Below are 22,829 nucleotides of genomic sequence, written 5' to 3'. Positions count from 1 at the left end.
GTTATTGTAGTTTCGGTTGGTTCAAGCACCTTTTCGAATCGTGCCTGTGGGAAGCATGCGACCCGTAATCAGTACTGTCACCATGGGTAGGGGTACACCTGCAACCGATGGACCATTGTTATAAATGCTTTGTGGTGAGGTGCGTTATTGTCACCGTTTACCACACAGTCTCTGACCGGATATCTACGGGTTTGCGACCAGTCGGTACCGCTGCAGATTCCTCCACAAAGCACTTAAAGGAACGGCTGTCAGAGACGGTCTCGTTTCGAGCGTTCCCGTCGAAATCGCGTGCAACGACGCAGTTCGACAGTAAAAACGTTGTCGGCCGTTCGTTCCGGTATCTGTCTCGAATCGAGGCCAGGAGACGAGAGTTTGTCGATCTTACTGACCAGTCACAGGTCCCGCAGTCCGACGAGCAGCGTCAGGGCCACAGCGAGGAGCGCGACTCCGGTCCCGAAGCCGGGGAGACCACCGTCGGGAGGCCCGGTGCTGGTGTCAGTCGGGGTCGCGGTCGTGTCGCGTCCAGTTCCTGGGACCTGTGTGGGCGTCGTGGTCGGGTCGGGGGCCGCGCCGGTCGTCCCAGTCGAGTCGGTTGCGTTCGAGGACCCGATTCGGAGCGTCGAAATAGACGTTGCTGGGTTGGTCGGGTCGCTACCACGCGAGACACGGAGTGTATAGTCACCCCTGATGGCCGAGAGGGAATCGGTCCCGTTCAGTGAATCCGTCCCGTTCTCCAGTATCTCGATGCTGTCCGCACCGGTCACCGTGAACGTCGGGTCGGCATCGGACGACTGGGTACCCTCGGTAGCGTTACCAGCCAGCGCACCCGTGTCGATCCGCAGTGTGGCCTCCCCGTCCTCGTCCTCGTCGACGACGACGACGGCTGCGATGTAGTCTTCGTCCCGAGGAGCGACGGTGACCACTGCCTCGCTGATCGCCACGAAGTCGAGCGTCACGTTCACGGTGTCGCCAGGGTCCGCGGTGTAGAGGGTTCGGTCGAAGTTGGCGTACCCTGGATCGATGTGATATACGCGTATCTCCTGGGTCGCGTCTGCAGTAGCGTCGGCGACGAGGAACGTGACGTTGTACGACCCAGGTTCGATGTCGAGCCGACCCGAGATGTTCCCGGTGATCGACGAGTTCGTTCCGAACGTCCGGCTCGTGATGACGAGTCCGTCCGCGGGTTCAGTCGCGTTCCCGTCGCCGTCGGCGTCGTAGGCGTCACCCTCGACACCGAATACGGACGCGGTCTGCGACGGCGTGGCCGCCTCCAGCACGACGACGAGGTCGTACTCGGCGCGGTTCGATTCGAGTCGGAACTGGACCTCCGGTTTGGTGTCGGGGTCGACGCTGACGTACGGTTCTTCCACGTCGAGGGACAACCGCTGCTCGCGCAACTCGAACTGCAATTCAGCACCGGACGCCGACCGGAGCCGGTACGTGCCGACGTTGAGGCCATCGGTGGGGAGGGCGAGGTCGCCGGAGTCCGCGACGGACTGGTTCGACACGAACGACCAGGCGTCCCCGTCGCGCGCCTCGAGGACGACCCGGTCGCCGGGGTCGAAGGCGTCCGTCCAGAGCGTCTGGCCGAGCCAGTACCCCGCTCCGGGCGTTATCTCGGCGTCGGCGTCCGGGGGTTCGAGGTCGAGAGACGATTCACCGTCGTCCGCCGAGAGCGTGGATTCGGGACCGGACGCGTTCGCACCGTCGGCGAACGCGCCCACACCGGCGAGGAGCGAGACGGTCAGGAGTAGCGGTACGAGCAGGTGGGCAGGGCGTGTCGTCGTCATGTATTTTCATCTAACGCGTGCGCTGGCCCGCGCTCGCACGCGGGGACCAGCCGGGCGGCACGTCGGGCACCCGTTTCTGGCCAGCTGATATGAGTGTTCGCCATCACTACCGAACGAGCGTCGTCGCTCACCACATCGAATCGTCGACGAGAAACGCGACGGTGACACCCCGTCACCGGGAACGGCGACGACCGGAGGACGTGCCGCCGACTCAGTCGGACGTGACCAGTTCGACCTGGTGGCCGTCGCAGGTCTTCGTGAACGCGTAGCGGTTGTCGCAGGACTCGGGGTCCCGGTAGTCCTCGGCGCCGCGTTCGAGGAGCGTCTCCCAGTCGCCCTGCAGGTCGTCGACCTCGACGGCCACGTGGCCCCAGGCGTCGCCGATCTCGTAGCTCCGGCCGTCGTAGTTGTAGGTGAGTTCGACGCTCATCGCCTCCTCGGCGGCGTCCTCGGGCTTGAGGAAGTAGAGCGCGAAGTCGTCGAACTCAGAACGCCGGAAGAGATCGTACTCCAGTTTCCGCGTCCACCAGCCGATGGCCTCGTCGGCGTCCTCGACGCGGAGCATCGTGTGGTCGATGCTGAACGGCGCGCCGTGGTCGCGTTCGACCAGTTCGATCTCGTGGCCGTCAGGGTCGCGGACGAACGCGTACGACCCGCCACAGGAGTCGGGGTCGCGGTAGTCCTCGACGCCCTCGTCCATCAGTTCCTCGTAGGCGTCGTAGACGTCCTCGACGCGCACGGCGATGTGGCCCCAGGCGTCGCCCATCGTGTAGCTCCGCCCGTCGTGGTTGTAGGTGAGTTCGAGCAGCGCGCCCTCGTCGTGGACATCCTCGGGACCGAGGAACACGTTGGTGAACGTGTCGGCCTCCCAGCGCCCCTTCTCCTCGTAGTCGAGGTGGCTGCCGTACCAGTCGAGGGCGGCGTCCAGGTCTTCGACGCGCATCATCGTGTGGTCGAGCGTCGCGTGCATGGACAGGAATACGAAGAGGGAACAGATACGAGTATTGGATTCGGTAGTTCGGACGCGTATCCACTCTCTGACCAAATCTGAAACCGCACCTGAAATCCAGTGAACGCAAAAAAGGCTAGCACAGAGAAGTTGTTGGGGTGGCCATCATCTTCTGATTTCGATCCGCCAGTCGTTGCTGTCGGTTTCGATGACCAGCAATCCGATTCCAGACTGAGTGACAACCGTTTCGCTCTCGTACGGTGCGATGTCGTTTGCGAGCAGGGCAACCTTTGAGCCTTGATGGTCCGTGAGCCAGACTGCGAGGTGGCCATCGCCTTCGACCTGGACGCTCACGACCTCTCCCCCTTCGAAAGACAGTGGACCGATCCAACCGTGTTGGCTCCCCTCCGCGGTGACACCGGTTGCAGGACGAACATCAGCATCAGTGAAGCGGGGCTGACGGACTGTAGCAGTCCAGTCACCGTCAGCCCTGATTTCGAGTTGATATTCACCACTTGGGGCGTAGATGGCGACCTCACCGTCGTACGCGCCGATAGCGTTGGTCAAGTATTCCACCTCAGTCCCACCTCGAATCAATCGGGCCTGGAAATTACTGTCACCGTCGTGGGTGAGTTCAACGACGACGAGACCACCTTCGATGGTGATCCCTGACTCGACACGCGAGCCGCTTCCCTCGAATGACTGCGGCTCGTACTCCTCGACCTGCGACGGTTCAGCCGTCGCTGTTTGGGTCGGGGACACCGTCGTCGGTGCTACGGTTTGTACCGGTGTGTTGGTGTTGGCAATCGTCTGGGAGACCCTCGCTGTCGCGCTGGCAGTTGGGTCTCCGCCGTTGTCCGTTGGGCCAGTATCGGTTTGACCAGCACTGGTCACGATCTCCGTCGATGTGTCTGCCACGTCATCGGTTTGGGCAGCGATTTCACCGTCGTCGACGGGTCCTTCAGCAGGACCGTTCACGTCTGCATCGGGTGCCCCTGTGGAATCGTCCCCAGGTAAGATTGCACCCAGTCCCGCGTACGCAATGAAGATAATTACAAATACGATGATACCTGCAGTCCATCCACCACTGCTGATACCGGGAACCACGCCGAGTGGCGAATCGGCCACCCGGTCGCCGAATCCCTTGTAATTGGTCCCGATCAGCGCCAACAAGGCAAACGGGAAAATCAATATCAGAATCGGTAACAAGATGAACGCAAGAACGACGTACAGAACTGCGACAATCGTATTCCGGCCGGTAGCGCCTGGCTTGAACAGTGGGAGAGTGCCCACTAATGACATGCGTTAACATCCCACTCGGTGTTTGAAATAGGCAGAGGAATCCACCGTGGAGTGGTACTAAAAAATCAGCTTCCAGTCTGCATCTACTCGAATCCGACCAGCGGCCAGTAGTACCACCACAGCACCACGACGGCGACGACGGCGGCGACCGGAACGGCTGTCTGGCCCGGCCGCGAGAGGATGCCCACGACCAGGCGGAGGCTGGACAGCGCGCTCAACAGGAGCAGTCCACCGGTCACGCGCACGTCCTCGACGCCCCACCGCGCGCCGACGGCAGCGCTGGCGAGCGCCCCGGCCAGTGCGAGGGTGGCCAGCGGCCACGCCTGCAGGAACGGCGGCAACCCGAAGAACCCCGCCGTGTACCGGAACAGGTAGTCGGTCAGCAACGTCGCCCCGGGCGGGTCGAAGTCGACCAGCGCCGCCGGGAACACGGCGGTCACGACCCCGTTCGACCGGACGAGCGCGAACGGACTCAGCGCGACGACGACCAGTGCCAGAAGTCTGCGGGTCGCGGTCGCGTCGGGGTTCCGCCGGTCGCCCATCACTTCCGGAGAATCAGCTTCAGCACGTCCTCGTCCTCGAGCACGTGGTCCTCGCCGACCTGCTGGCCGTCGTGTTTCGCGCTCGGGCCGCGGACCCGGGCGAACCGGAACCGCCGCTCGAAGTCGCCGCCGAGTTTCGACAGCGCGTCCTCGATGGTCGAGCCCTGCTCGACGACGAGCGGTTCCTCCCAGTCGACGCCCCGGTCGGGCTTGTCCATGTACACGCGGATGAGCCCGAGTTCGTCCCAGAGGCGCTCTTTCAGCGCGTCCAGTCCACGCTCCTTCTCGGCCGAGATGAACGTCGCCTCCTCGGGGTCGATGCCGCGCTCCCGGAGCTGTTCGTCGACCGTCTCCTTGTAGTCGGCCTCGATGAGGTCGGCCTTGTTGACCGCGACGATGGAGGGGATGTACTCGCGGTTGTCCATGATGCCGTCGATGAGACGGTCGATGTCCACCTTCTCGCCGAGGTTCAGGTCGGCGTTCACGTACCCGTGTTCGCGCAGGACGTCCGTGATGGTCGTCTCGTCGAGGTCCTGGTCGACCGTCGACGTGACCTTGATGCCGTCTTTGATCTTCTTCCGGATGGTCACCCGGGGCGGCGTCTCGTCGACGCGGATCTTGTTGTTGTACAGTTCCGTCGAGAGACGGTCGTACTGGTCGATCTCGAACACGGAGAGCAGGAAGACGAGCAGGTCGGCGCTCCGGATGACCGAGAGCACCTCCTTCCCGCCACCGCGACCGCCGGCCGCACCCTCGATGAGGCCGGGGACGTCGAGCAACTGGATGTTCGCGCCGTTGTACTTCAGCATCCCCGGGTTGACGTTCAGCGTCGTGAACTCGTAGGCGCCCGTCTCGCTCTCGGCGTTGGTCAGCGCGTTCAGGAGCGTCGACTTGCCGACGCTGGGGAACCCGACGAGTGCGACGGTCGCGTCGCCCGTCTTCTCGACGGCGTAGCCACCGCCGCCGCTCCCGCCGGACTGCTGGGCCTCGAGCTTCTCTTTCTTCTGGGCGAGTTTCGACTTCAGCCGGCCGATGTGGGCCTCAGTCGACTTGTTGTAGGGCGTGTCGGCTATCTCCTCCTCGATCGCCTCGATCTCCTCTTCCAGCCCCATCGTACTCACCTGAGCCGTCGGCACCGAAAAACCTGTCCACTCCCGCCGACGGCGGACCGGAACCGCCGCATGGGAGTCGCCAGCGCCGGTGTCGACCGTCGCTGCCGCGCGGGTCGATTCCACACTACACGGCGGCGGCTCGACCATCGTACAAGTAATTTTCGTATGAGTTTCGACACGTTCTTATCCACCCACAGGAATCGTGGAGACGACCGATGCCGGCCCCGTCCCAGCTCCGCGACAGCACGCAGATCGTCCTCCCCGAGGGGACGGCAGCGGAGTTGCGACAGCAGCTCGACGACGAGTTCACGCTCTCCATCCTCGACGAGGGCGAGACCTGCCGTCTCGTCGGGAGCCCCGTCGAGATAAAGCGCGTCAGTAACTACCTGGCCCGTCAGGGCGTCCCGATGCGCTGATGCGCTCCAGTGCCGCCAGCGTCCCGTCGGCGTGTTCGCCGTCGAGGACAACGTCCGCGGCCGCCCGCGCTCGCTCGTCGGCGTTGGCCGGCGCGTAACTCCGCCCGACGCGTTCGAACGTCGAGACGTCGTTCTCCGAGTCGCCGATGGCCACGAACGCCGCGGGGTCGTAGCCCAGGCGGTCGGCGACCCGTTCGAGCATCAGCCCCTTCGACATGTCCGGCTGTTTGAGGTGGAAGGCGTACCCGGTGTCGACGACCTCGAGGCCGTGTCTCCCGGCGACGTCCCTGAGCAACGCCTCGTCGGCGTCCAGTCTGACCGCCACCTCCGTCTCGCGCCAGCGGTTCACGAGGTCGACCTGCCCCCAGCCGAGGTCGCCACCGGCGTCGAGGAACTCCTCGACGGCGCTGGTCGTGAGTTCCCGGTCGCCGTGGACCAGCACCTCGTCGTCGACGTGTGCGATACCCCCGTTCTCTGCGATGACGCGCTCCTCGATGCCGATGAACGTACAGAGCGCGACCGGGTACGGGAACGCCTTGCCCGTCGCCAGGACCACGGGTTCGGGCCACGACCGGATGGGCTCGCACGCTCGCGGGTCGATACCTCCCTCCGGCCGGGTCAACGTCCCGTCGATGTCCAGCACCAGCGGGGGCACGTCGGTCATACCCTTCCTCGGGGCGACGGCTGTAAATCTGCTACGCTCTCGACTCCGGCCCAGGGGCTGGCCACACCCAGAGGAGACCCCAGAGGGTCGGGCGTCGCGCTCGCCGGGCCGGTGACCGGTCGGGTCCGATGCCAGGTGATGGCTGGAGATACGCGAGACCCGTCGACGTGGCTCTGTCGAAATCCTCAGCCAGTGAACTGGTTCTGGGCCTGTGCTGCATAGCGAGCGCGTGTGCGGCATGGGTCGTCGCACTCGGTGTCGGACTGTTCGTGGTGAATGGTTCCTATACACCGTTCGAGACGCCCGACTCGTCCGCTTCGTCATCCTGTGGCTGCCCATCGTAATTCCGAACCCGTACTCGAAGCTCCTCTCGTAGAATAATCACAGGGGTCTATCGAACGAGGGGGCCATCGTGGCGAGCATCGTCTGCCATTTTCGCCGTGGTCCAGCCGTCGAACCTATAGGCGATTAGTGATGCTCCGGGTGCGTCTGGGGCAAGCCACCGATTCCGATCGTACTCCTCAATCAAGGGGGCTCCAAAAACCGCTGTCAGGCCCCCACGGTGCTACTTACAGGATGTTAGAACTACCCGGGACATTGAGCTGGAGACTTACAGAACAATCTTCCCGATAACCACCGCTCAAATCCGTAGTGAACTGGGCGAAGCTATCGAGATTCAAGTCGATAGTATCGTAGGAGGCTGGCACTTTCACCGTGAACTGCGTGTAATATGACTGTGTGTGCCGCTCCCTCGGAGTGAGCATATCGAACACATCCTGGTTCGTCCAGGTCTCTTCGAGATCGTCTTTGGGCGTCGTCTGCTTGTATTCATCAACTAGCCAGTTCACAATCTCCTTGGAGGCTTCCTGAATGGCCTTCTTGGTAGCGAACTTCTTGACGCCTTGCACAGCCACCTTCCTTGCAACCATGCTCCCGACGCCACCGGTCGCGAGGGAGAGCGCAGCGTCTGCGAGAAGCTCGTTCGTGGTGTATGCTTCGTCTTTGGGAATTGCTGATGCAGACATCTGCTCCTCTTGCGATTCATCCTGAAAGACGGTCACCCCGTAGTTGGGCGAATTCACCGAGAATCCGATCTCCTCAACGATATCCATGGAGTAGGAGACCCAGTGGTCACCAGTGTCTTGGCGCTGGCGCTCTGCCCCCGTCCCGAACAGTTCAAAGATCAGGTGGGAGTAGTCAGGACTATTCTGGTAGCTGTCCAGGAAGTTTACCTGGAAGTCGTGGTGATACAGTAAGTCATTCGTGTCGATTCCTCCATTGTAGTACACTGACTCCGAGTAACGTTCCCAGCTGTCGCCTGGGGAGCCCGCTGCGGCGGCTGGGTCTGCAAGGGTGTGCAATCCAACCGTCGCTGCGCCGATTCCAGCGGAGGCCTTCTTCAGGAACGCACGTCGACCGTGAGGCATATCTCGATTCATTTCAGGATTGTTGTTTTTATCCGCGTAGGTAAATTAAGTAGTGGAGATATAAATCTAACGACTGTATTGTATGTCGTGTTTAGTTAAGGCTGAAGGATGAGGCGAGGTGAGTTTCAGCTGACATTTGGCGAAAATCGCCCGCCTCGGTGTTCGTAGCGGCTGGATCGGATTCGGACTTGTAGAATGAGAGCAGACACCGCATCAGTTGATCGTGTTCGGTATTCGACTACATCTTCCGGGGTAATCACTTTCGAACGCCATCTTGGAACTTGGAAAAGTTCGGTGTCAAACGGTCGCTGAAAGGGGCCCACAACTGGGTCCACGCCGGTTCTATCATTCGTCGCGTTTCAACAGAGCCGTCGACGTTCATAATCGGAACGGCCCGGTGAGACCGCACGAGACGGGCGCTCGACCCCGCACCACCTCTCGATCCGGGTTCATAATCGGCCGAATCGTCCGCAAGTAGCGTGCCATGGGCGTGGACTGACCCGATTATGAACGACGACCGTGGAGGGCCGGGAATCGTCGAAACGGGCCAGAACCGGGTCGAGTGGGCCCGTACACGCCGGACGGGAATATCGGATCGTCGCGACGACTGGGTCGAGAGCCCCCTCGTGAGTTTCATAATCGGTTCCCGTCTGTCGATTATCCACCGTCGTCGTGGAGCGTCCGACCCCCATCGGGTTCGGCCATCCGGCCGGTAGAGGCCTTCTGTGGCCCGTCTGGATTCTGGCCCGGGTGTGGCCCCACGGCGATGGTCGGTTACCGTTCCTAGTTGCGGCTGTCTCGGCCACGTCCCCGCCACCTTGCGGAGGTTTCGGCCGATTATGAACCGGTAACGAACGGCTGTGAGTAGACGAACGAGACGCAGACCTTATCTGACGGCGTTTCACCGATTATGAAAACAGCCCGGTCCCGAACGGGTGGCCGATGCGTCCTTGCAGTAAGGCTCCCTCGTCGAGTCCGGCCGCGGGTGTACGTCAGTCTGGATTACGCCCCTTCCAACGTCTGCCTCGTTGGAGTCAAACGGCTCTGTTGAAATCCTATTTGTTCGACACCTTTACGCTGAAACAGCCGTTAATTCGAACTGCGTAGTTATTGCTCGACCTGAATTACGCAGGGCAAGAACCTGTGTTGGGTCATGGGATGATAGTTGCGCTATCGCCAGAATGATACAGGAGCCGGACTTCGTCTCCCACCCTTACGCTGTTGAAATCGTGGCGACTAACCCGGGGAGTCGAACAGTCTGCATTGGGACAGGAGTGGCTCAGCGCGTACACGACTCGATCGAACTCTTGACGAAGCTCCTGCTGGGCGGAATGTGAAACTGTCAGGGGCGGTTCGTCAGGAAAATACTGGCGGTAATCAGGATTGAATCGACGATCTGGGGGGGACCCATCGGAGTTGAGCTGCTCCATTAAGAGTTGCTCGCTGCCAACGATTGTACTGCCCTCCAGGTCCTCACCGATGACGATACGGACATTGACGAACCCTTTTCGAGTAATCCGATGTGCACCGACGTACCCAACACCTGCAAGGCCAACCACTCCCCCGGTAACGGCAAGAATTTTCCGCCGAGAAATAATACGACCGTCTGACATTATCGTGAGATATGAGCTTAGTCTATAAATGAATTGGGTGAACGAAACCTGGGCCCCGTTTCGGTAACCTCTACTCTACATCTAACGTTCCGAGTGGCTTGTCGATGTTGTGAGTGAGACAGCCGACAACGAGTTCACGAAACTGCTTCCACCAGCGTCGTGAGCGGACGAATGCGCCATATTTCCGTTTAATGCGAGAGTTTACCGTCTCGTTCTGACTACGTTGCCCGTAGAGGTCGGCATCCAATCGGGAGTTCCACGCCCTGTGGAGCGACGAAAATTCTCGGTGCTCGATGAGGGGACGAACACCAGCGTCACGGGCTAACGCGCGAACCTTCTGGTGTTCACCCTTCGAAGAGCCGAGAACGCCGGCAGACCGGGACTGCAAGTCCAGCAGTTCACTCTCGGGGAGAGATTCTGTTACGGCCGTCGTTTCGCGATCAGTCCGGCAGCGGTTCCGACCAGTGCGGCACCGATGCCGAAGCCGGGAACCGGCGAACCGGGTGTCGTCTCCCCGTCTCCGGTCGTCCGTGACTCTACTGTCGTCCCCGTCGTCGTGGTTCGAGTAGTCGTCTGCGTCGGCGTTCGCGTGGGAGTGATCGGTCGCCGTTCAGTCCCGTCCGAGACGAGAAATCCCCAGCTGCTGAAGTCCCTTCGTTGCTGACCAACGGTGAGTATCTCACCGGGTGGACTTTCGACTGCGGCCATCGAGTCGATGATTATCCCACGGGTCCCGCCTTCAGGGACCTCGCTCGGGTCGAGGAGTTCCACGTCGTCGGTCGTCGCAGCGTACCGGTCGGACCACTCGAGTCGGCCGTCGGGGTCCGTCTTCGCGACCGTCACGTAGCGGTCCTCGTTGTCGGCCAGCAGTACGAACCCGCCGTCACTGGTTCGTGAAAGTGATACCGGATATCCACCGACGGACTGGTCGAGGGACCGACGCCACGTCACGCGGTGCTCCCGGTCGAGACGGACCAACTCACCTTCTCCGAATACGACGACTCCGTCGTCGTCGACGGCTGCTGGGGGAAATCCTGGTATCGCGTCTACCGTCGAGTTCCGTCGTTCCGTTCCATCCGGGCCGATGGTCACGAGCCCAAGTCCACCCGAACGAGTAAATCCGACGACGACACCGTCACCGTACTGCTCCAGGAAGCACAACCAGGCCGCCTCCATCCTGTCGTAGGTGTGCGTCCACTGGTGTTCGCCTGTCGAATCGAAGCCGAACACGAGCGTCCAGTAATTGTCCGGCCGATTCACGATCGTTGCAACAAAGAAGCCGTTCGCAGTCTCCACGACGCTGGTCGAGTTGTGCAGCGACCAGTCTGCGGCTGGGGCGGTCCCTTGGTGCGTCACGGTCAGGTCGCGGTCGAGGAGGGCCAGCCACGTCCCAGCAGCGATGGCGTAGCCGTTCTCCGTTCGTGTGGCGGCTGGCAGGGCAAGGTCCAACCGGTCGGCGGACCCGGAGACGTCTGGACGCACTTCCCGCGAGCGCCGGACGGATCCATCGGGGTCGATGACGGCGACCCGAACTGGTGGGTCCGGGTGTCCCGCGTTGTCCCTCGTGAGGCCGACGAGAAGGAATCCGCCTCCGTGGGCCCGAATCGCGTCCCTGACAGCCAGGGTCTCGAAGTCGCGTCGCCACGCGACTCCGGGGGGCGGAGAGCGCTGGTCGCTCCGTGCACCGACCGGTACCGAACTCGAACCGGCGATTCCGGCCACGAGACACGTCTTCTGGAGGAACGTTCGACGGTTCATTGGAGGCTGTAAAATACCCTCGTCGCTCGGTGACGGGTCACGGGTGACTCCGAAGCGCCGGTCTTCCCCTGTGGCGACGGAAATCTGGAGCTACAGGCAGTGGGGAGGTCGGTTACTACCAGACCGGGACGGTTTACATTCCGTCGTGGGAGAGGGACCATGTGTCGTGACTTTCTAACAACTATAAATGTTTTCCGTGAGGGACACCCGGTGATGTATTTACCATCGAACTGGACTAGCTGATAGTCCGAGTCTGTCGAACACACCTTTCCCCAGTTACCCGGAGGACAGTCCCCGATACGCTCCCTGCATCTTGCCGCCTCATCCGACTTCTGCAGAGGCTGGGAGAACTGCCATACGAGAGATAGAGGATGGGTTCAGCCGGTTCAGCGACGTCCGGCGTGGGACGTAATCGGAATCCCCTCCGCCGAGAGGCTAGTCGAGTCGGTCGCTCCCGTAACGGTCACGGTTCAAAACAATCCAGCCAATTTAAATAAATTGTATGAGAATTGTGACCAATGGCTGTCGACAGGCGTACGATGTTACGGCTGACAGGCGCGGGAATCGCCGGAACGGCCAGCCTCCCGCTCAGGGTGGCCGGAACGGAGCCTGCTGGCGGTGACGTACAGTGGCGGTTCGAAACCGATGGCGAAATCGGTCATTCGCCGACTGTGGCCGACGGAACCGTCTTCGTCGGGAGTGACGATGACAACCTGTACGCGGTGGACGCCGGGACGGGTGACCTGCAGTGGTACTACGAGACCGACCACGGTATCACGTCGTCGCCGATAGTGGCCGACGGCACCGTCTTCGTCGAGGGTGACGACGACAACCTGTACGCGGTGGATGTCGGGACGGGCGACCTGCAGTGGTACTACGAACCCGACCTCTTCGGACCGCCGTCCCCGACGGTGGCCGACGGCACCCTCTTCTTCGGAAGTTGGGACGACAACCTGTACGCAGTGGACGCCGAGACGGGCGAGGAACAGTGGCACTTCGAAACCGACGACATGATCAGGCACGTACCGACGGTGGCCGACGGTACCGTCTTCGTCGGGAGTAACGATCAGCACCTGTACGCAGTGGATGCCGACTCGGGCGAGGAGCAGTGGCGATTCGAAACCGACGACGGGATTTACCTGCCACCGACGGTGGCCGACGGCACCGTCTTCGTCAAGAGCACCAAAAACACCCCCTACGCAACTACCCTCTTCGCAGTGGACGCCGTGACGGGCGACGAACAGTGGCACTTCCAGCCCGATGGCGGCATCCCCGCGGTACCGACGGTGACCGACGGCACCGTCTTCCTCCACGTGGATTCGAGACTGTACGCACTGGACGCCGACACGGGCGACGAACAGTGGGAACTCATCACCGGCGATTATTCCAGTGCGTCGGCGACGGTGGTCGACGGCACCGTCTTCGTCGGGTGCGTGGACCAGAATCGGTTTTACGGTAACCTGTACGCGGTCGACGCCGGGACGGGTGACCTGCAGTGGCACTTCAAGGCCGGTGACGACATCGTCTCGTCGCCGACGGTGGCCGACGGCACTGTCTTCGTCGTGAGTTCTGACGAGAGCGACCTGTACGCAGTGGACGCCGGGACGGGCTACGAACAGTGGCGATACGAAACCGAAGACAGGGTTCACCTGTCGCCGACGGTGACCGACGGCACCGTCTTCGTCGGGAGTTCCGATGGCAACCTGTACGCGTTCGATGCAGGTGACGACGATTCTCCGGGCCCTGACGACCGTTCTCCGCGCTCTGGCGGCCGTCCTCCGCGCTCCGACGACGGTACCCCGAGTTCTGACGACGCGATACTGGGCTTCGGTATTCCTGACGTACTCGCCGGAGTCGGTGCAGCAGGATACCTCTCGATTACGGCAGGCTACCTCCTGAAACGTCGACGCTGAGCAGGAACACTCCGAGAGGGTCGAAACAGGGCTCCAGGCGGTCTTCACCGAGTCTTGTCGTTCCCGTCCGAGCGAGAAAGCGAGCCGTGCGAAACCTGGCGCCAGAACGGCCAGCTTCCCACTCACGGTGGGCGGAACCGAGCCAACAGGCGGTGACGAACTTTGGCGTTTGGAAACCGACGGTGAAATCGAGTCGTCGCCGGTGGTGACCGACTGGACCGTCTTCGTCGGGAGTACTGATGACAACCTGTACGCACTGGACGCCGAGTAGGAACACTCCGAGACTATAGAAACAGGGCTCCAGGTGGTCTCCACCGAGTGGCGTTCGACACACACTACCTACGAACGCCATACATTGCTCGTTTTGAATCGTCTATTGCGGGTCTGGCAGAACCTGCCTGCCGCATGCAGCGCACGGATTCAGCACGCGATCGCCCTCTGTTTCATAGCTGGGAATCTGGAAGGTCCAGGATGGGTGCCAGCTCGAGATCGGTGCAGCTCTGTGGTGAAGAATTATGCAGAAACAGTATGACATAGTTCATATATGCCCTCCAGCTCCCGCCGAGAACTCCTCGGCTTCGTCTCGGCAGGCGTCGGTATCACCGCCGCCGGCTGTCTCACGCTCGAACAGCCAACTGCCGATGGTTCCTGGCCCCGTCGCACCCTGACCAACGGCCACACCGGGTACGCGACCACCGACGGTCCGAAGACGGACCTCCACACCGTCTGGCACCGGAAACGCCCAGACAGTTTTGCGGCTATCCCCTCGCCGGTCCTCGACGACGGCACGCTCTATCTCGGCTATTCACAGGACTCGAGAGGCGACGAACGCGGTGGGGCGTGGGTCGAGTCGTTCGACGCGGCGACCGGCGATTCCCGGTGGACGACCGAACTCTTCCGGACCGACGAGTCCTACTACTTCTATCACTCGGACTCGATGGTCGTCCACGAGGACCGATTGTTCCTCCAGACCAGGCCCGGACTGACGATGCTCACCACCGAGGGGGACGTACAGTGGGCGTTCGACAACCTCTATGGCGACCAGCAAGCGCCCGACGTCGTCACACCCGTCGTGACCGACGACCTGGTCGTGACTGGAACGTACGACTCACAGGTCGAGGACGACCAGGACGAGGTCGTCTACGGTGTCGACGCTGTGACCGGTGAGGAACGCTGGGACGTGGCCGTCCCCGAGTGGCAGACAATGTGGCAACTGACTGGGGCCGACGACGTGGTCTACGTCCCGTTTCTCGGTGAGGGACTCGTCGCGCTCGATATGGCGACCGGCACAGAGCGCTGGCGCTGGGAGGCGCCGATCGACGGGACTCCGACCGTCGTCGACGACCTGCTACTCGTGCCGCTCGAGCACGGCAACCAGGAGAAGACGCTCGTCGCACTAGACCGCAGTGACCGCTCGCTCCGCTGGCAGGTGCCGATCGGTCACCGGTGGGCAGAGGCTGGACTGAGCGTAGCCCACGGGCGCGTCTATCTCGCGACGTACTTCGGCCTCGAAGCTCGCCGGCTCGAGACGGGTGAGCGCGTCTGGCGATTTGGGCTCGATATAGACGAGCAGTGGCAGAGCAAGCGCGGTGAACCGAGGTTCTTCCTCGACAACACGCCCGTCGTCTCTGGTGACGCCGTCTATACTCCGGGGGTTATCGAACGTGATCGGTCGTACGGCTACCTGTTCGTCGTCGACGCCGCCACCGGTGAGGAGCTGAGTCGAGTGGAGATGGGCCGCAACGAACACGCTCGAACCGCGACTCCAGCGGTCACCTCCGACCTCGTCTTCCTCGCGTCGAATCACGGAGACCTCTACGCGTTCGGTGAGTGCTCGGTCATGGTGGCCGGGCACTGTCTGTCTGGGTGATGGACACGGACGAGTAGCAATCGTGGCCTGTACTGGTGACACGATCCGGCACCATCCATGGACGATGAGACGCTTGCGCCGTGCTGTCACGCATCTGGTGGACGCAGTTCCGCGAACTCGTCACCAGGTGGGTTGTACATGGTTCAGGACGACCAGCGACGTCCAGCGCGAGCCGTGGTTCTCCCCGCCGAGGGGCCGGACGAGTCGGTCGCCCCCGTGACGGAATCGTCTTCGTCGGGACTGGGCTCACCCTGTTCGCAGTGGCCGCCGAGACGGGCGACGAACTGTGGCACTTCGAACTCGACAGTCCGGTTCACACATCACCGACGGTGGCCGACGGGACCGTCTACATCGGGGATTCGAGTGACAACCTGTACGCGATAGCTGCAGGCGACGGTCGTCCGCCACGCCCCGAGGACGGTACTCCGAGTTCTGTCATTGAAATACCGGGCTACGGTGTTCTGGGCGCACTTACCGGTCTCGGTGCAGCAGGCTACCTCCTGCATCGTCGCGACCGAATGAACGTCGAATAGGGACTCTCAGGCCCTGGGACGGCCGAAGCAGGGCTCTTGGTGGCGTTCACCGCCGATGTTCGACACATACTGGACACGCGACCTGTAGGCAACACGAGCACTCGGCACGAGGCACTGAACCCCACGCAGAATCTGTCAGACACAGCGCGGTGTGGTGACGTATGGGCGGACCGCGGCGAGATAAGTATATACTCTCATTCCAATTGTCGCGTCGGGAGCGAAACTGATACCTGAACCGTCGACGCCGAGCGAACGATGCCGGCGCCGATTACGGAGCATGGTGTGCTATATTTGCGCTCTCTATGCAGCACAGGCCCTGAAACAGTTCATGGGCTGAGGGTTCAGCAGAGCCATATTCGGCGAAATAGCCGGTCCGTAGGGTTGTGAATGTACCAGAGACGTTGTAGCAAACAGACTGGGTATCCTTCTGGCCGATGCTACGGCGTGTGCACCTGCTCAAACGGGATGTCTTCCAGTGGCGACCACGTGACTGACGTACACTTCCAACTCCACGTCCAGACCATCCCTTGCCGCCAGAACCTTGCCGCCAGAATAGCCGCCCGGGCCCGATGATTCCCGTCGAGGGTCACCGGTGGCCAGATCTTCTCGTATTGTCGAACGATGACCGCATCGATCCCATGATCGGGGAACTGTCGACGTAGCGTTGCGATCTTCTCGACAACGCCTGGGAACTCGTCGTCGAACTCTCCGGCCTGTAGTCTATCGACGGCACCAGCGAGCGTATCGCCACCAGTCAGCCAGTTGCAGCCGATGCTGGGATACGGGTCGAACTTCCCGAGTTCAGAACCGCTCACGACGAGTCTCGTCCACTCCGGCGCTCTGAATGTCGCATACTGGACTGGTTCATCGTACGCCGTTTCGAGTTCGGAGACGAGTCGCTCTCCTCTTCCCAGCCCACGCTCCGACAAGCCCCCTCTACGTATCAACCCATACAAAAATACGGTGGCTGTCGAGAATGTAGACACAGCCGCTCGCCGGGGCTCTGGGCCAGGCGCTCACGATTGCAGACGGCACATACAATTGTACATGTTCACACTCCGGGAGGTGGGTGGCTGACACACACTGGAGGTCGCTGTGCTCTGGTGCTCGATCGGGCCTCGAACAGCCCGCCATAACGTGTCGGCGAGGTAGGGGGTTCGTCCACAATCGGAATAGTGTCCTGAAACTCGCTGACAACACCCGATAGCCTCGCTCGTTCGGTCTGCGTCGTTCCACAATCGGCCTCAGCCCCCGCAAGAGGGACGCTATCGCTGTGATGGAGGTGATTGTGGAACGAGAGCGGAGCCAAACTGATGGCCTGGTCTGGAAACCTCGGTGTCGGTATAGGACCCCTGAGAAGCCCGGATTCGACCGAAACGCGAGCGCCACGATCTCGCAGGAAACCTGCAGTCCCGTTCGACGAATCCCCTCACAGACAAAACCGCACGACAGCGACCGATTGTGGAAAATCAGGTCTCCCAGAGAGACCACTCGACACCTCAGTTTGCGCACGTCGAACGACGCACGAACACCCCCATCGAGAGCCCAACCTCCTGATTTCGACGAAATTCGGCGCATCCTCACTCATCGACCCCGCGCTAGAAGCCCCGTCCACAATCAGTTCACAACAGGGAGTACAGCTCTACTTGCGGGGGTTCAGGCCGATTGTGGAACAACCAATAGTAGCGTAGCGAGTCTTTAGAGCACCCTGCGGAACGGAAACCGCTTCGAACCGATTGTGGAACTTGAATCAGAGAAGTCGTTGACATGCGTAGCGATATACCTGGATCAGCCACGATGGAAGAGATGGGTGCCATCGACGAGTACATCCACACCTACTACGAGGATGTCGAGCCAATCTACCGGGAGGGTATCTACGAGTTGACTCGGTGAGGAGCCAGAACGCGGGTTGGAACCCCACTGTCTCGGAGAGGATGCCGACGAGTGCGGGGGAACCTGCGCGGGCGACCATCAGGAGCGTACGGACCGCGCCGAGATTGCCACCGGTGACTGCTGTCGGGATGGTCGACACGAGGTACGCGCTGCGGACCGGGCGATAACCGTGGGAACCCAGACCGAGGCAGACGACGGCGGCACCGACGCCGATTCCGACGACGCCGGCGAGGAGAAAACCGTCGTACGCCAACTCGCTCCAACCACGCCTGGGCGGCCCATGAAGAGAACCACCGCGGCTGGGGCGGCGACGCCACCGAACGACCCAAAGGTGTCGAACACGCCCAGCGTGCGGTCGGTCTGTCGGGGGCGATCGCTCGTACGAGGGCGTCAACCAGGACTTCGAGATGTACCGACGCTTGGTTGGCGACGACGGAGTCGTCGTATTTCACGACATCAAACGGCACGCCACGGACCAACGAGAGAAGGCGACGCGATTCCGACGTGCCGAGGCCCTCCGAGAACGGCACGTCTCTGTCGGGCGACAATGGTGGAACGGAGTGAGTCGGTTCTGGAAAGAGATACGCGATGAGTACACCAAACGCGAATTTCTCTCGCACCCAGAACAGACGGGAGCAGGAACCGGCGTCGTCGAGCTGTAGAATCGATCCGTGACACCCCCCGCAGCTACAGCCGTGTAACGCGGGACGGCGTACGTGCACCTCCCCTGGACCCACGACGATACGCGCGTTCGATGCAGCACGGTCGCGTAGACCGGACCGTCGAAACTTCAGGGACGACGAAATTATCCCCAGGGAAGACCGACCCCTCGTCGATCGAGTACGTACTCGACGGTGGCGACGAACGCGTCCGAGACCACGATGCTGTTCACGCCGGATGACACGTCGCCGGTTCGGTCACACCGGCGTCACGCCGTCACTCGCGTTGGAGGTCGTACAGCCGGCGGAACACGATGGTCGGGAACCGCGGTTCGAGTCGGCTCGGGGGTCGACCCGCGCCGTCCGTCGGTCGCTGGCTCGCTACGCGGTCGGTGATGCCGACCTCGGCGAGTTCGTACAGGTACCGGGTGACGGTCGCGGCCGTGAGGTCGACCCGGGACGAGTCGGCGATGGCGTCGGCGGCGTCGCTGACCGACGTGGCCTCCGCCTCGGGCAGGTCGATGAGCGTCCGGAGGACGAGCTGCCGGTTCTCGGGCAGGGTCAGCACCCGACCGAGCGCGACCGACGGCCGGGGCACGGCGTTCATCCCAGCGTTCAGGTCGCGCTCGCGGATGCTGCCGTGGCCCGCCGTCGTCGCCACGTCGGCCGCACCGAACAGCGCGGCGAGTGCGTCGTGGGCGTCGCCCTCGGCCCAGTCGGCGATGCGACGGATCTGCTCGTGCTCGAACGACTGCCGGGCGAGGCCGTCCGAGGCGCGACTCGTCAGCAGGTCTACCAGCGCGTGCTGGCGGTACGAGGGCACCTCGATGCGCTCGGGCGGGAGCGCGTCGGCCGGGAACTCGGCCGGCGGCGTGCGACCGACGGCGACCCAGGTGAGCGTGTCGGTCATCGGCTCGAACGTCTCGCCCAGCGCCGAGAGCGAGACCGTGTCGGGTTCGCCGACGTGGTCGACGGCGACGACCGCCTGCTGGTCGGGTCCGGCGAGGCGGTCCTCCAGCCGCGACCGGAGCGTCTCCGTCCGCACGCCCTGCTTCGGCACCGACTCGTCGACGAGTTCGTCGAGGACGGCGTGATACAGCGTGAAGTCGCTACCCGCGAGTCGGGCGTCGACGTAGACGAACGACGGGGCCGGCCTCGGTCGCGCCCGCGTCGTCGTGTGGATGACCGACCCGGTCTGGGAGAGCAGCCTGTCGAGGTGGGCGAACAGCGCCGTGACGACCGCCGACTTCCCGGAGCCGGGCGGGCCCCAGACGTAGGCGTTCGGGGGGAGCCGACGGTCGAACACCGGGTCGAGGAAGTCGAGCAGTCGTTCCAGGACCGGCCCCCGGCCGGTCGGTTCCTCGACGTGGGCGACCGGGCTGACGGCGTCGTACTCGAGGACGACCGGCGAGTCGTCGCCGGTTCGCTGGCGGCGGCGTATCCGTGCTTTCAGATCCATCGTACGTGTCGAACTGGTAACTGCAGTGGCGTCGTAGCGCGGCTACGAGAGTCGGTGCAATAAATTGCCTGTTGACGCGGCGGTTTCACCGCCCCGTCACGGGATGGGGACGTATCCCGGGGCCGGGAAGATCCCTGCGAGGTACAGCAGTGCGATGAGCAGCGACCCGAACACGATCGCCGCTGCCGGCGGGTCCCAGTGCGTGTCGCCGTGGGCGTAGAACACGCGCTGGAACAGCTCGCCGAAGAGCGCGGCGATGATGCCGAACACCGCACCGACGACCAGCGCGATGGCCGGCAGGTCGGCGGGTGCCGCGTCGACGAAGAGCAACGCGCCCTCCTGCAGCGCCGGTTGTCCCTCGCCGCCGGCCCCGAAGCCGAGGATGGCCAGCGCCGCCGTCGAGGAGATGATGGTGATGTGGTGCGTGACCGGGATGTTCTCGACGCCGCAGTTCAGGAACACCAGGGTGGCCGCGCTGATGCCGAACGCGAGGAAGTAGCTCTCCGTGACGAGCGCGACGAACGCGCCGAAGATGCCCACGACGAACCCGAGCATGGCGACGTTGGCCCACTTGTACTGGTGGGGGAGCCACGGTTCGACGAGGAGGCGGTCCGACGTGGCGGTGCCACCGTCGGTGGCGGTGTCGCCGCCGCCGCCCGACGTCGCGGCGTCGCCCACGACGCGCATCTCCTCGCGCTCGAACGGGCTCATGTCGAGGATGTTCCCCCGAACCTCACCGATGATGGGGTACCCGAAGGCGATGCGGTGGATGAGCGCCGAGAGGACGACCCCCATCGCGATGGGGTCCCAGGGGGCGGCGAACGTGGCCGAGAGCTGGGTGAGGACGAGCCCGATGATACCGAAGACGCCGCCGACCGCGAGCACGTCCGGTTTCGTCCCGAGGGCGTACGCGATGTCCTTCGCGTTGTGGTAGTCGAAGCCGCTCTCCATGTAGCCCCTGTCGGCGGCGTAGGCGGCCGCCGCCGCACCGCCGGCGAAACTGATGGCCGGGGAGAACGGCGGGCCGAAGGCGATGAGTCCGGTGATGCCGACCGAACCGAGTTCGGCGGCGGGCCCTTCCATCGCGCCGCTGACGCTCCGCCCGAGGGTGTTCACCGCCTCACCAGCGACGACCATGAACCCGGTGAAGATGAACGCCGGGAGGGCACCCAGCGAGGCACCGAACGCGCCGCCGGCGAAGGCGGCGAGGCCGAAGACGACCCACTCCTGGGCAGTGTAGCCGAGCAACTGCAGCGGGATCGGGTCGAACATCGTCAGTCACCTCCCTCCTGTGCCCAGTTCAGACTGCGCTCGACGGCGTCGTCCCAGCGGGCGTAGTTGGCCTCGATCTGCTCGCGGTCGCCCTCGGGTTCGAACTCGCGGTCGACCTGCCAGTTCTTCCTGAGTTCGTCGACGGTCTCCCAGTAGCCGACGGCGAGGCCGGCGGCGTACGCCGACCCGAGGGCCGTCGTCTCGTCCACCTCGGGGCGGACGATGTCGGTCCCGAGGATGTCGGACTGCAACTGGCAGAGGAAGTTGTTCTTCACCGCGCCGCCGTCGACGCGCAGGCGGCCCATGTCGATGCCGGAGTCGGCCTCCATCGCCTCGGCGACGTCGCGCGTCTGGTAGGCGATGGATTCGAGCGTCGCCCGGACGAGGTGCTCGCGCCGGGTGCCACGGGTCATCCCGACGATGGTCCCGCGGGCGCGACCGTCCCAGTGGGGCGCGCCGAGTCCGGTGAACGCCGGGACGACGTAGACGCCGTCGGTGGAGTCGACGCTCCGGGCGAGTTCCGCCGTCTCGGCCGGGTCCTTGATGAGTTCGACGTCTTCCAGCCACTCGATGGCCGCGCCGGTGATGAAGATGGCTCCCTCCAGGGCGTACTGGACGGGTTCGCCCGACCGCTGGAAGCCGATGGTCGTGAGCAGGCCGTGGTCGCTCGCGACGGCCTCCTCGCCGGTGTTCATCAGGAAGAACGAGCCCGTGCCGTAGGTGTTCTTCGCGTCGCCCTCGTCGAAACAGGTCTGGCCGAACAGCGCCGCCTGCTGGTCGCCGAGCGCGCCGGCGACGGGAACCTCCGCACCGAGGAAGCCCTCGGGGTCGGTCGTCCCGTACGTCTCGTCGTCGCTCGACGGACGGACCTCGGGCAGGAGGCTCTCGGGCACGTCGAACTCGTCGAGGAGTTCGTCGTCCCAGTCCATGTCCCGGATGTTGTACAGCATCGTCCGGGACGCGTTCGTCACGTCGGTGATGTGGTTCCCGGTCAGCTTGTAGATGAGCCAGCTGTCGATGGTGCCCATCCGGAGTTCGCCGGCCTCGGCCCGGTCGCGGACGTCCTGGGGACGGGCGCGCTCCATCTTGATGGGGTCGGCGTTCTCGAGCAGCCACTCGGCCTTCGTCGCCGAGAAGTACGCGTCGGCCTCGAGGCCGGTCTTCTCGCGGATCCACTCGACCTTGTCCTCCGCCTCGAGTTCCTCGACGCGGTCGGTGGTCCGACGGTCCTGCCAGACCAGCGCGTTGTGGACGGGCTTGCCCGTCTCGGGGTCCCAGATGAGCGTCGTCTCGCGCTGGTTCGTGATGCCCATTGCCTCGAGTTGCGAGGGGTCGAGGTCGGCCTCGCCGAGCGCGGTCTGGACGACCGATTTGGTGTTCTCCCAGATCTCCATCGGGTCGTGCTCGACCCAGCCTGGTTCCGGGTATATCTGTTCGTGCTTCTCGTACGCGTTGGCGACGACCTGCCCGCCGTGGTCGAACACCATGAAGCGCGTCCCTGTCGTTCCCTGGTCGATCGCGCCGACGTATGTCGTACCTGCCATAGTTGTCTCCGTGCCGGTGGGCGAATATTTACTTCCAGCCCACCATTACCAGTAAACACCACGGTCCATCATGTTAAAACTTGTGTGGGTCGTTCACACTCTCCCGGTTCTCT

17 protein-coding genes and 1 pseudogene are annotated in these 22,829 nt (G+C 63.0%); 5 read left to right on the top strand and 13 right to left on the bottom strand.

What is annotated here, in order from left to right:
* Positions 1-392: 392 nt before the first annotated feature.
* The 5 genes from ACSC1W_RS09900 to ACSC1W_RS09880 form a co-directional block, all read right to left on the bottom strand.
* Entirely contained in the window at positions 393-1,790 is a 1,398-nt protein-coding gene (locus tag ACSC1W_RS09900; RefSeq protein WP_435347111.1) for a DUF7827 domain-containing protein, read from the bottom strand.
* Between the two features lie 211 nt (positions 1,791-2,001).
* Positions 2,002-2,760, bottom strand: coding sequence for a VOC family protein (locus tag ACSC1W_RS09895; protein ID WP_435347110.1), 759 nt, complete (start codon positions 2,758-2,760; stop codon positions 2,002-2,004).
* Positions 2,761-2,904: 144 nt separating this feature from the next.
* Complete coding sequence (locus tag ACSC1W_RS09890; protein WP_435347108.1) at positions 2,905-4,041, bottom strand: hypothetical protein; 1,137 nt, start codon at positions 4,039-4,041, stop codon at positions 2,905-2,907.
* Between the two features lie 83 nt (positions 4,042-4,124).
* Positions 4,125-4,583, bottom strand: a complete 459-nt coding sequence (locus ACSC1W_RS09885) for a TIGR04206 family protein (protein WP_435347106.1) — start codon at positions 4,581-4,583, stop codon at positions 4,125-4,127.
* Positions 4,583-5,695, bottom strand: a complete 1,113-nt coding sequence (locus ACSC1W_RS09880; RefSeq protein ID WP_435347104.1) for an OBG GTPase family GTP-binding protein — start codon at positions 5,693-5,695, stop codon at positions 4,583-4,585. Before ACSC1W_RS09880 ends, ACSC1W_RS09885 begins: the two co-directional genes overlap by 1 nt.
* A gap of 215 nt (positions 5,696-5,910) precedes the next feature.
* Here ACSC1W_RS09880 and ACSC1W_RS09875 point away from each other — a divergent pair, with 215 nt between their 5' ends.
* Positions 5,911-6,111, top strand: a complete 201-nt coding sequence (locus tag ACSC1W_RS09875) for a VNG_1110C family protein (protein ID WP_435347102.1) — start codon at positions 5,911-5,913, stop codon at positions 6,109-6,111.
* Here the strand turns inward: ACSC1W_RS09875 and ACSC1W_RS09870 are convergent.
* The 4 genes and pseudogenes from ACSC1W_RS09870 to ACSC1W_RS09855 form a co-directional block, all read right to left on the bottom strand.
* A complete protein-coding gene (locus tag ACSC1W_RS09870; RefSeq protein ID WP_435347100.1) occupies positions 6,071-6,775 on the bottom strand; it encodes a phosphoglycolate phosphatase in 705 nt (234 codons plus the stop codon). The two genes, ACSC1W_RS09875 and ACSC1W_RS09870, sit on opposite strands and share 41 nt — an antisense overlap.
* Positions 6,776-7,344: 569 nt before the next feature.
* Entirely contained in the window at positions 7,345-8,202 is an 858-nt protein-coding gene (locus tag ACSC1W_RS09865; protein ID WP_435347098.1) for a twin-arginine translocation signal domain-containing protein, read from the bottom strand.
* A 1,683-nt stretch (positions 8,203-9,885) separates the two neighbouring features.
* Positions 9,886-10,155 (bottom strand): annotated as a pseudogene (locus ACSC1W_RS09860) (IS5/IS1182 family transposase); the annotation flags it as partial.
* An 80-nt stretch (positions 10,156-10,235) separates the two neighbouring features.
* Positions 10,236-11,573: a hypothetical protein gene (locus tag ACSC1W_RS09855; RefSeq protein ID WP_435347096.1), complete on the bottom strand. Its 1,338-nt coding sequence runs from the start codon at positions 11,571-11,573 to the stop codon at positions 10,236-10,238.
* A 539-nt stretch (positions 11,574-12,112) separates the two neighbouring features.
* On the opposite strand from ACSC1W_RS09855, the gene ACSC1W_RS09850 reads away from it, so the two are divergent.
* The 3 genes from ACSC1W_RS09850 to ACSC1W_RS09835 all read left to right on the top strand — a co-directional run bounded on the left by ACSC1W_RS09850 (position 12,113) and on the right by ACSC1W_RS09835 (position 15,889).
* Complete coding sequence (locus ACSC1W_RS09850; protein ID WP_435347094.1) at positions 12,113-13,486, top strand: outer membrane protein assembly factor BamB family protein; 1,374 nt, start codon at positions 12,113-12,115, stop codon at positions 13,484-13,486.
* Positions 13,487-14,030: 544 nt separating this feature from the next.
* Positions 14,031-15,356 carry an outer membrane protein assembly factor BamB family protein gene (locus ACSC1W_RS09840; RefSeq protein WP_435347092.1) on the top strand — a complete coding sequence of 442 codons (1,326 nt, stop codon included), beginning with the start codon at positions 14,031-14,033 and terminating at the stop codon, positions 15,354-15,356.
* 80 nt (positions 15,357-15,436) lie between these two features.
* Positions 15,437-15,889, top strand: a complete 453-nt coding sequence (locus ACSC1W_RS09835; protein WP_435347090.1) for an outer membrane protein assembly factor BamB family protein — start codon at positions 15,437-15,439, stop codon at positions 15,887-15,889.
* A gap of 437 nt (positions 15,890-16,326) precedes the next feature.
* Here the strand turns inward: ACSC1W_RS09835 and ACSC1W_RS09830 are convergent, their stop codons facing one another.
* A complete protein-coding gene (locus tag ACSC1W_RS09830) occupies positions 16,327-16,818 on the bottom strand; it encodes a hypothetical protein (RefSeq protein ID WP_435347088.1) in 492 nt (163 codons plus the stop codon).
* An 838-nt stretch (positions 16,819-17,656) separates the two neighbouring features.
* Here ACSC1W_RS09830 and ACSC1W_RS09825 point away from each other — a divergent pair.
* Positions 17,657-17,782, top strand: a complete 126-nt coding sequence (locus ACSC1W_RS09825; RefSeq protein ID WP_435347086.1) for a hypothetical protein — start codon at positions 17,657-17,659, stop codon at positions 17,780-17,782.
* A 936-nt stretch (positions 17,783-18,718) separates the two neighbouring features.
* On the opposite strand, the gene ACSC1W_RS09820 is transcribed toward ACSC1W_RS09825, so the two are convergent.
* From ACSC1W_RS09820 to glpK, 3 genes are all read right to left on the bottom strand, one after another.
* The gene (locus ACSC1W_RS09820) at positions 18,719-19,900 is read right to left on the bottom strand and encodes a Cdc6/Cdc18 family protein (RefSeq protein WP_435347085.1); all 1,182 of its coding nucleotides are present in this window, start codon (positions 19,898-19,900) and stop codon (positions 18,719-18,721) included.
* Positions 19,901-19,996: 96 nt separating this feature from the next.
* Positions 19,997-21,172 (bottom strand): DUF7973 family transport facilitator, encoded by a 1,176-nt coding sequence (locus tag ACSC1W_RS09815; RefSeq protein WP_435347084.1) that lies wholly within the window; start codon positions 21,170-21,172, stop codon positions 19,997-19,999.
* A gap of 2 nt (positions 21,173-21,174) precedes the next feature.
* Positions 21,175-22,716, bottom strand: coding sequence for a glycerol kinase GlpK (glpK, locus tag ACSC1W_RS09810; protein WP_435347082.1), 1,542 nt, complete (start codon positions 22,714-22,716; stop codon positions 21,175-21,177).
* Between the last annotated feature and the right edge of the window lie 113 nt (positions 22,717-22,829).

The organism is Haloarchaeobius marinus, assembly GCF_051207415.1.
Lineage (GTDB): Archaea > Halobacteriota > Halobacteria > Halobacteriales > Natrialbaceae > Haloarchaeobius.
This window is presented reverse-complemented; position numbering and strand designations above follow the sequence as displayed.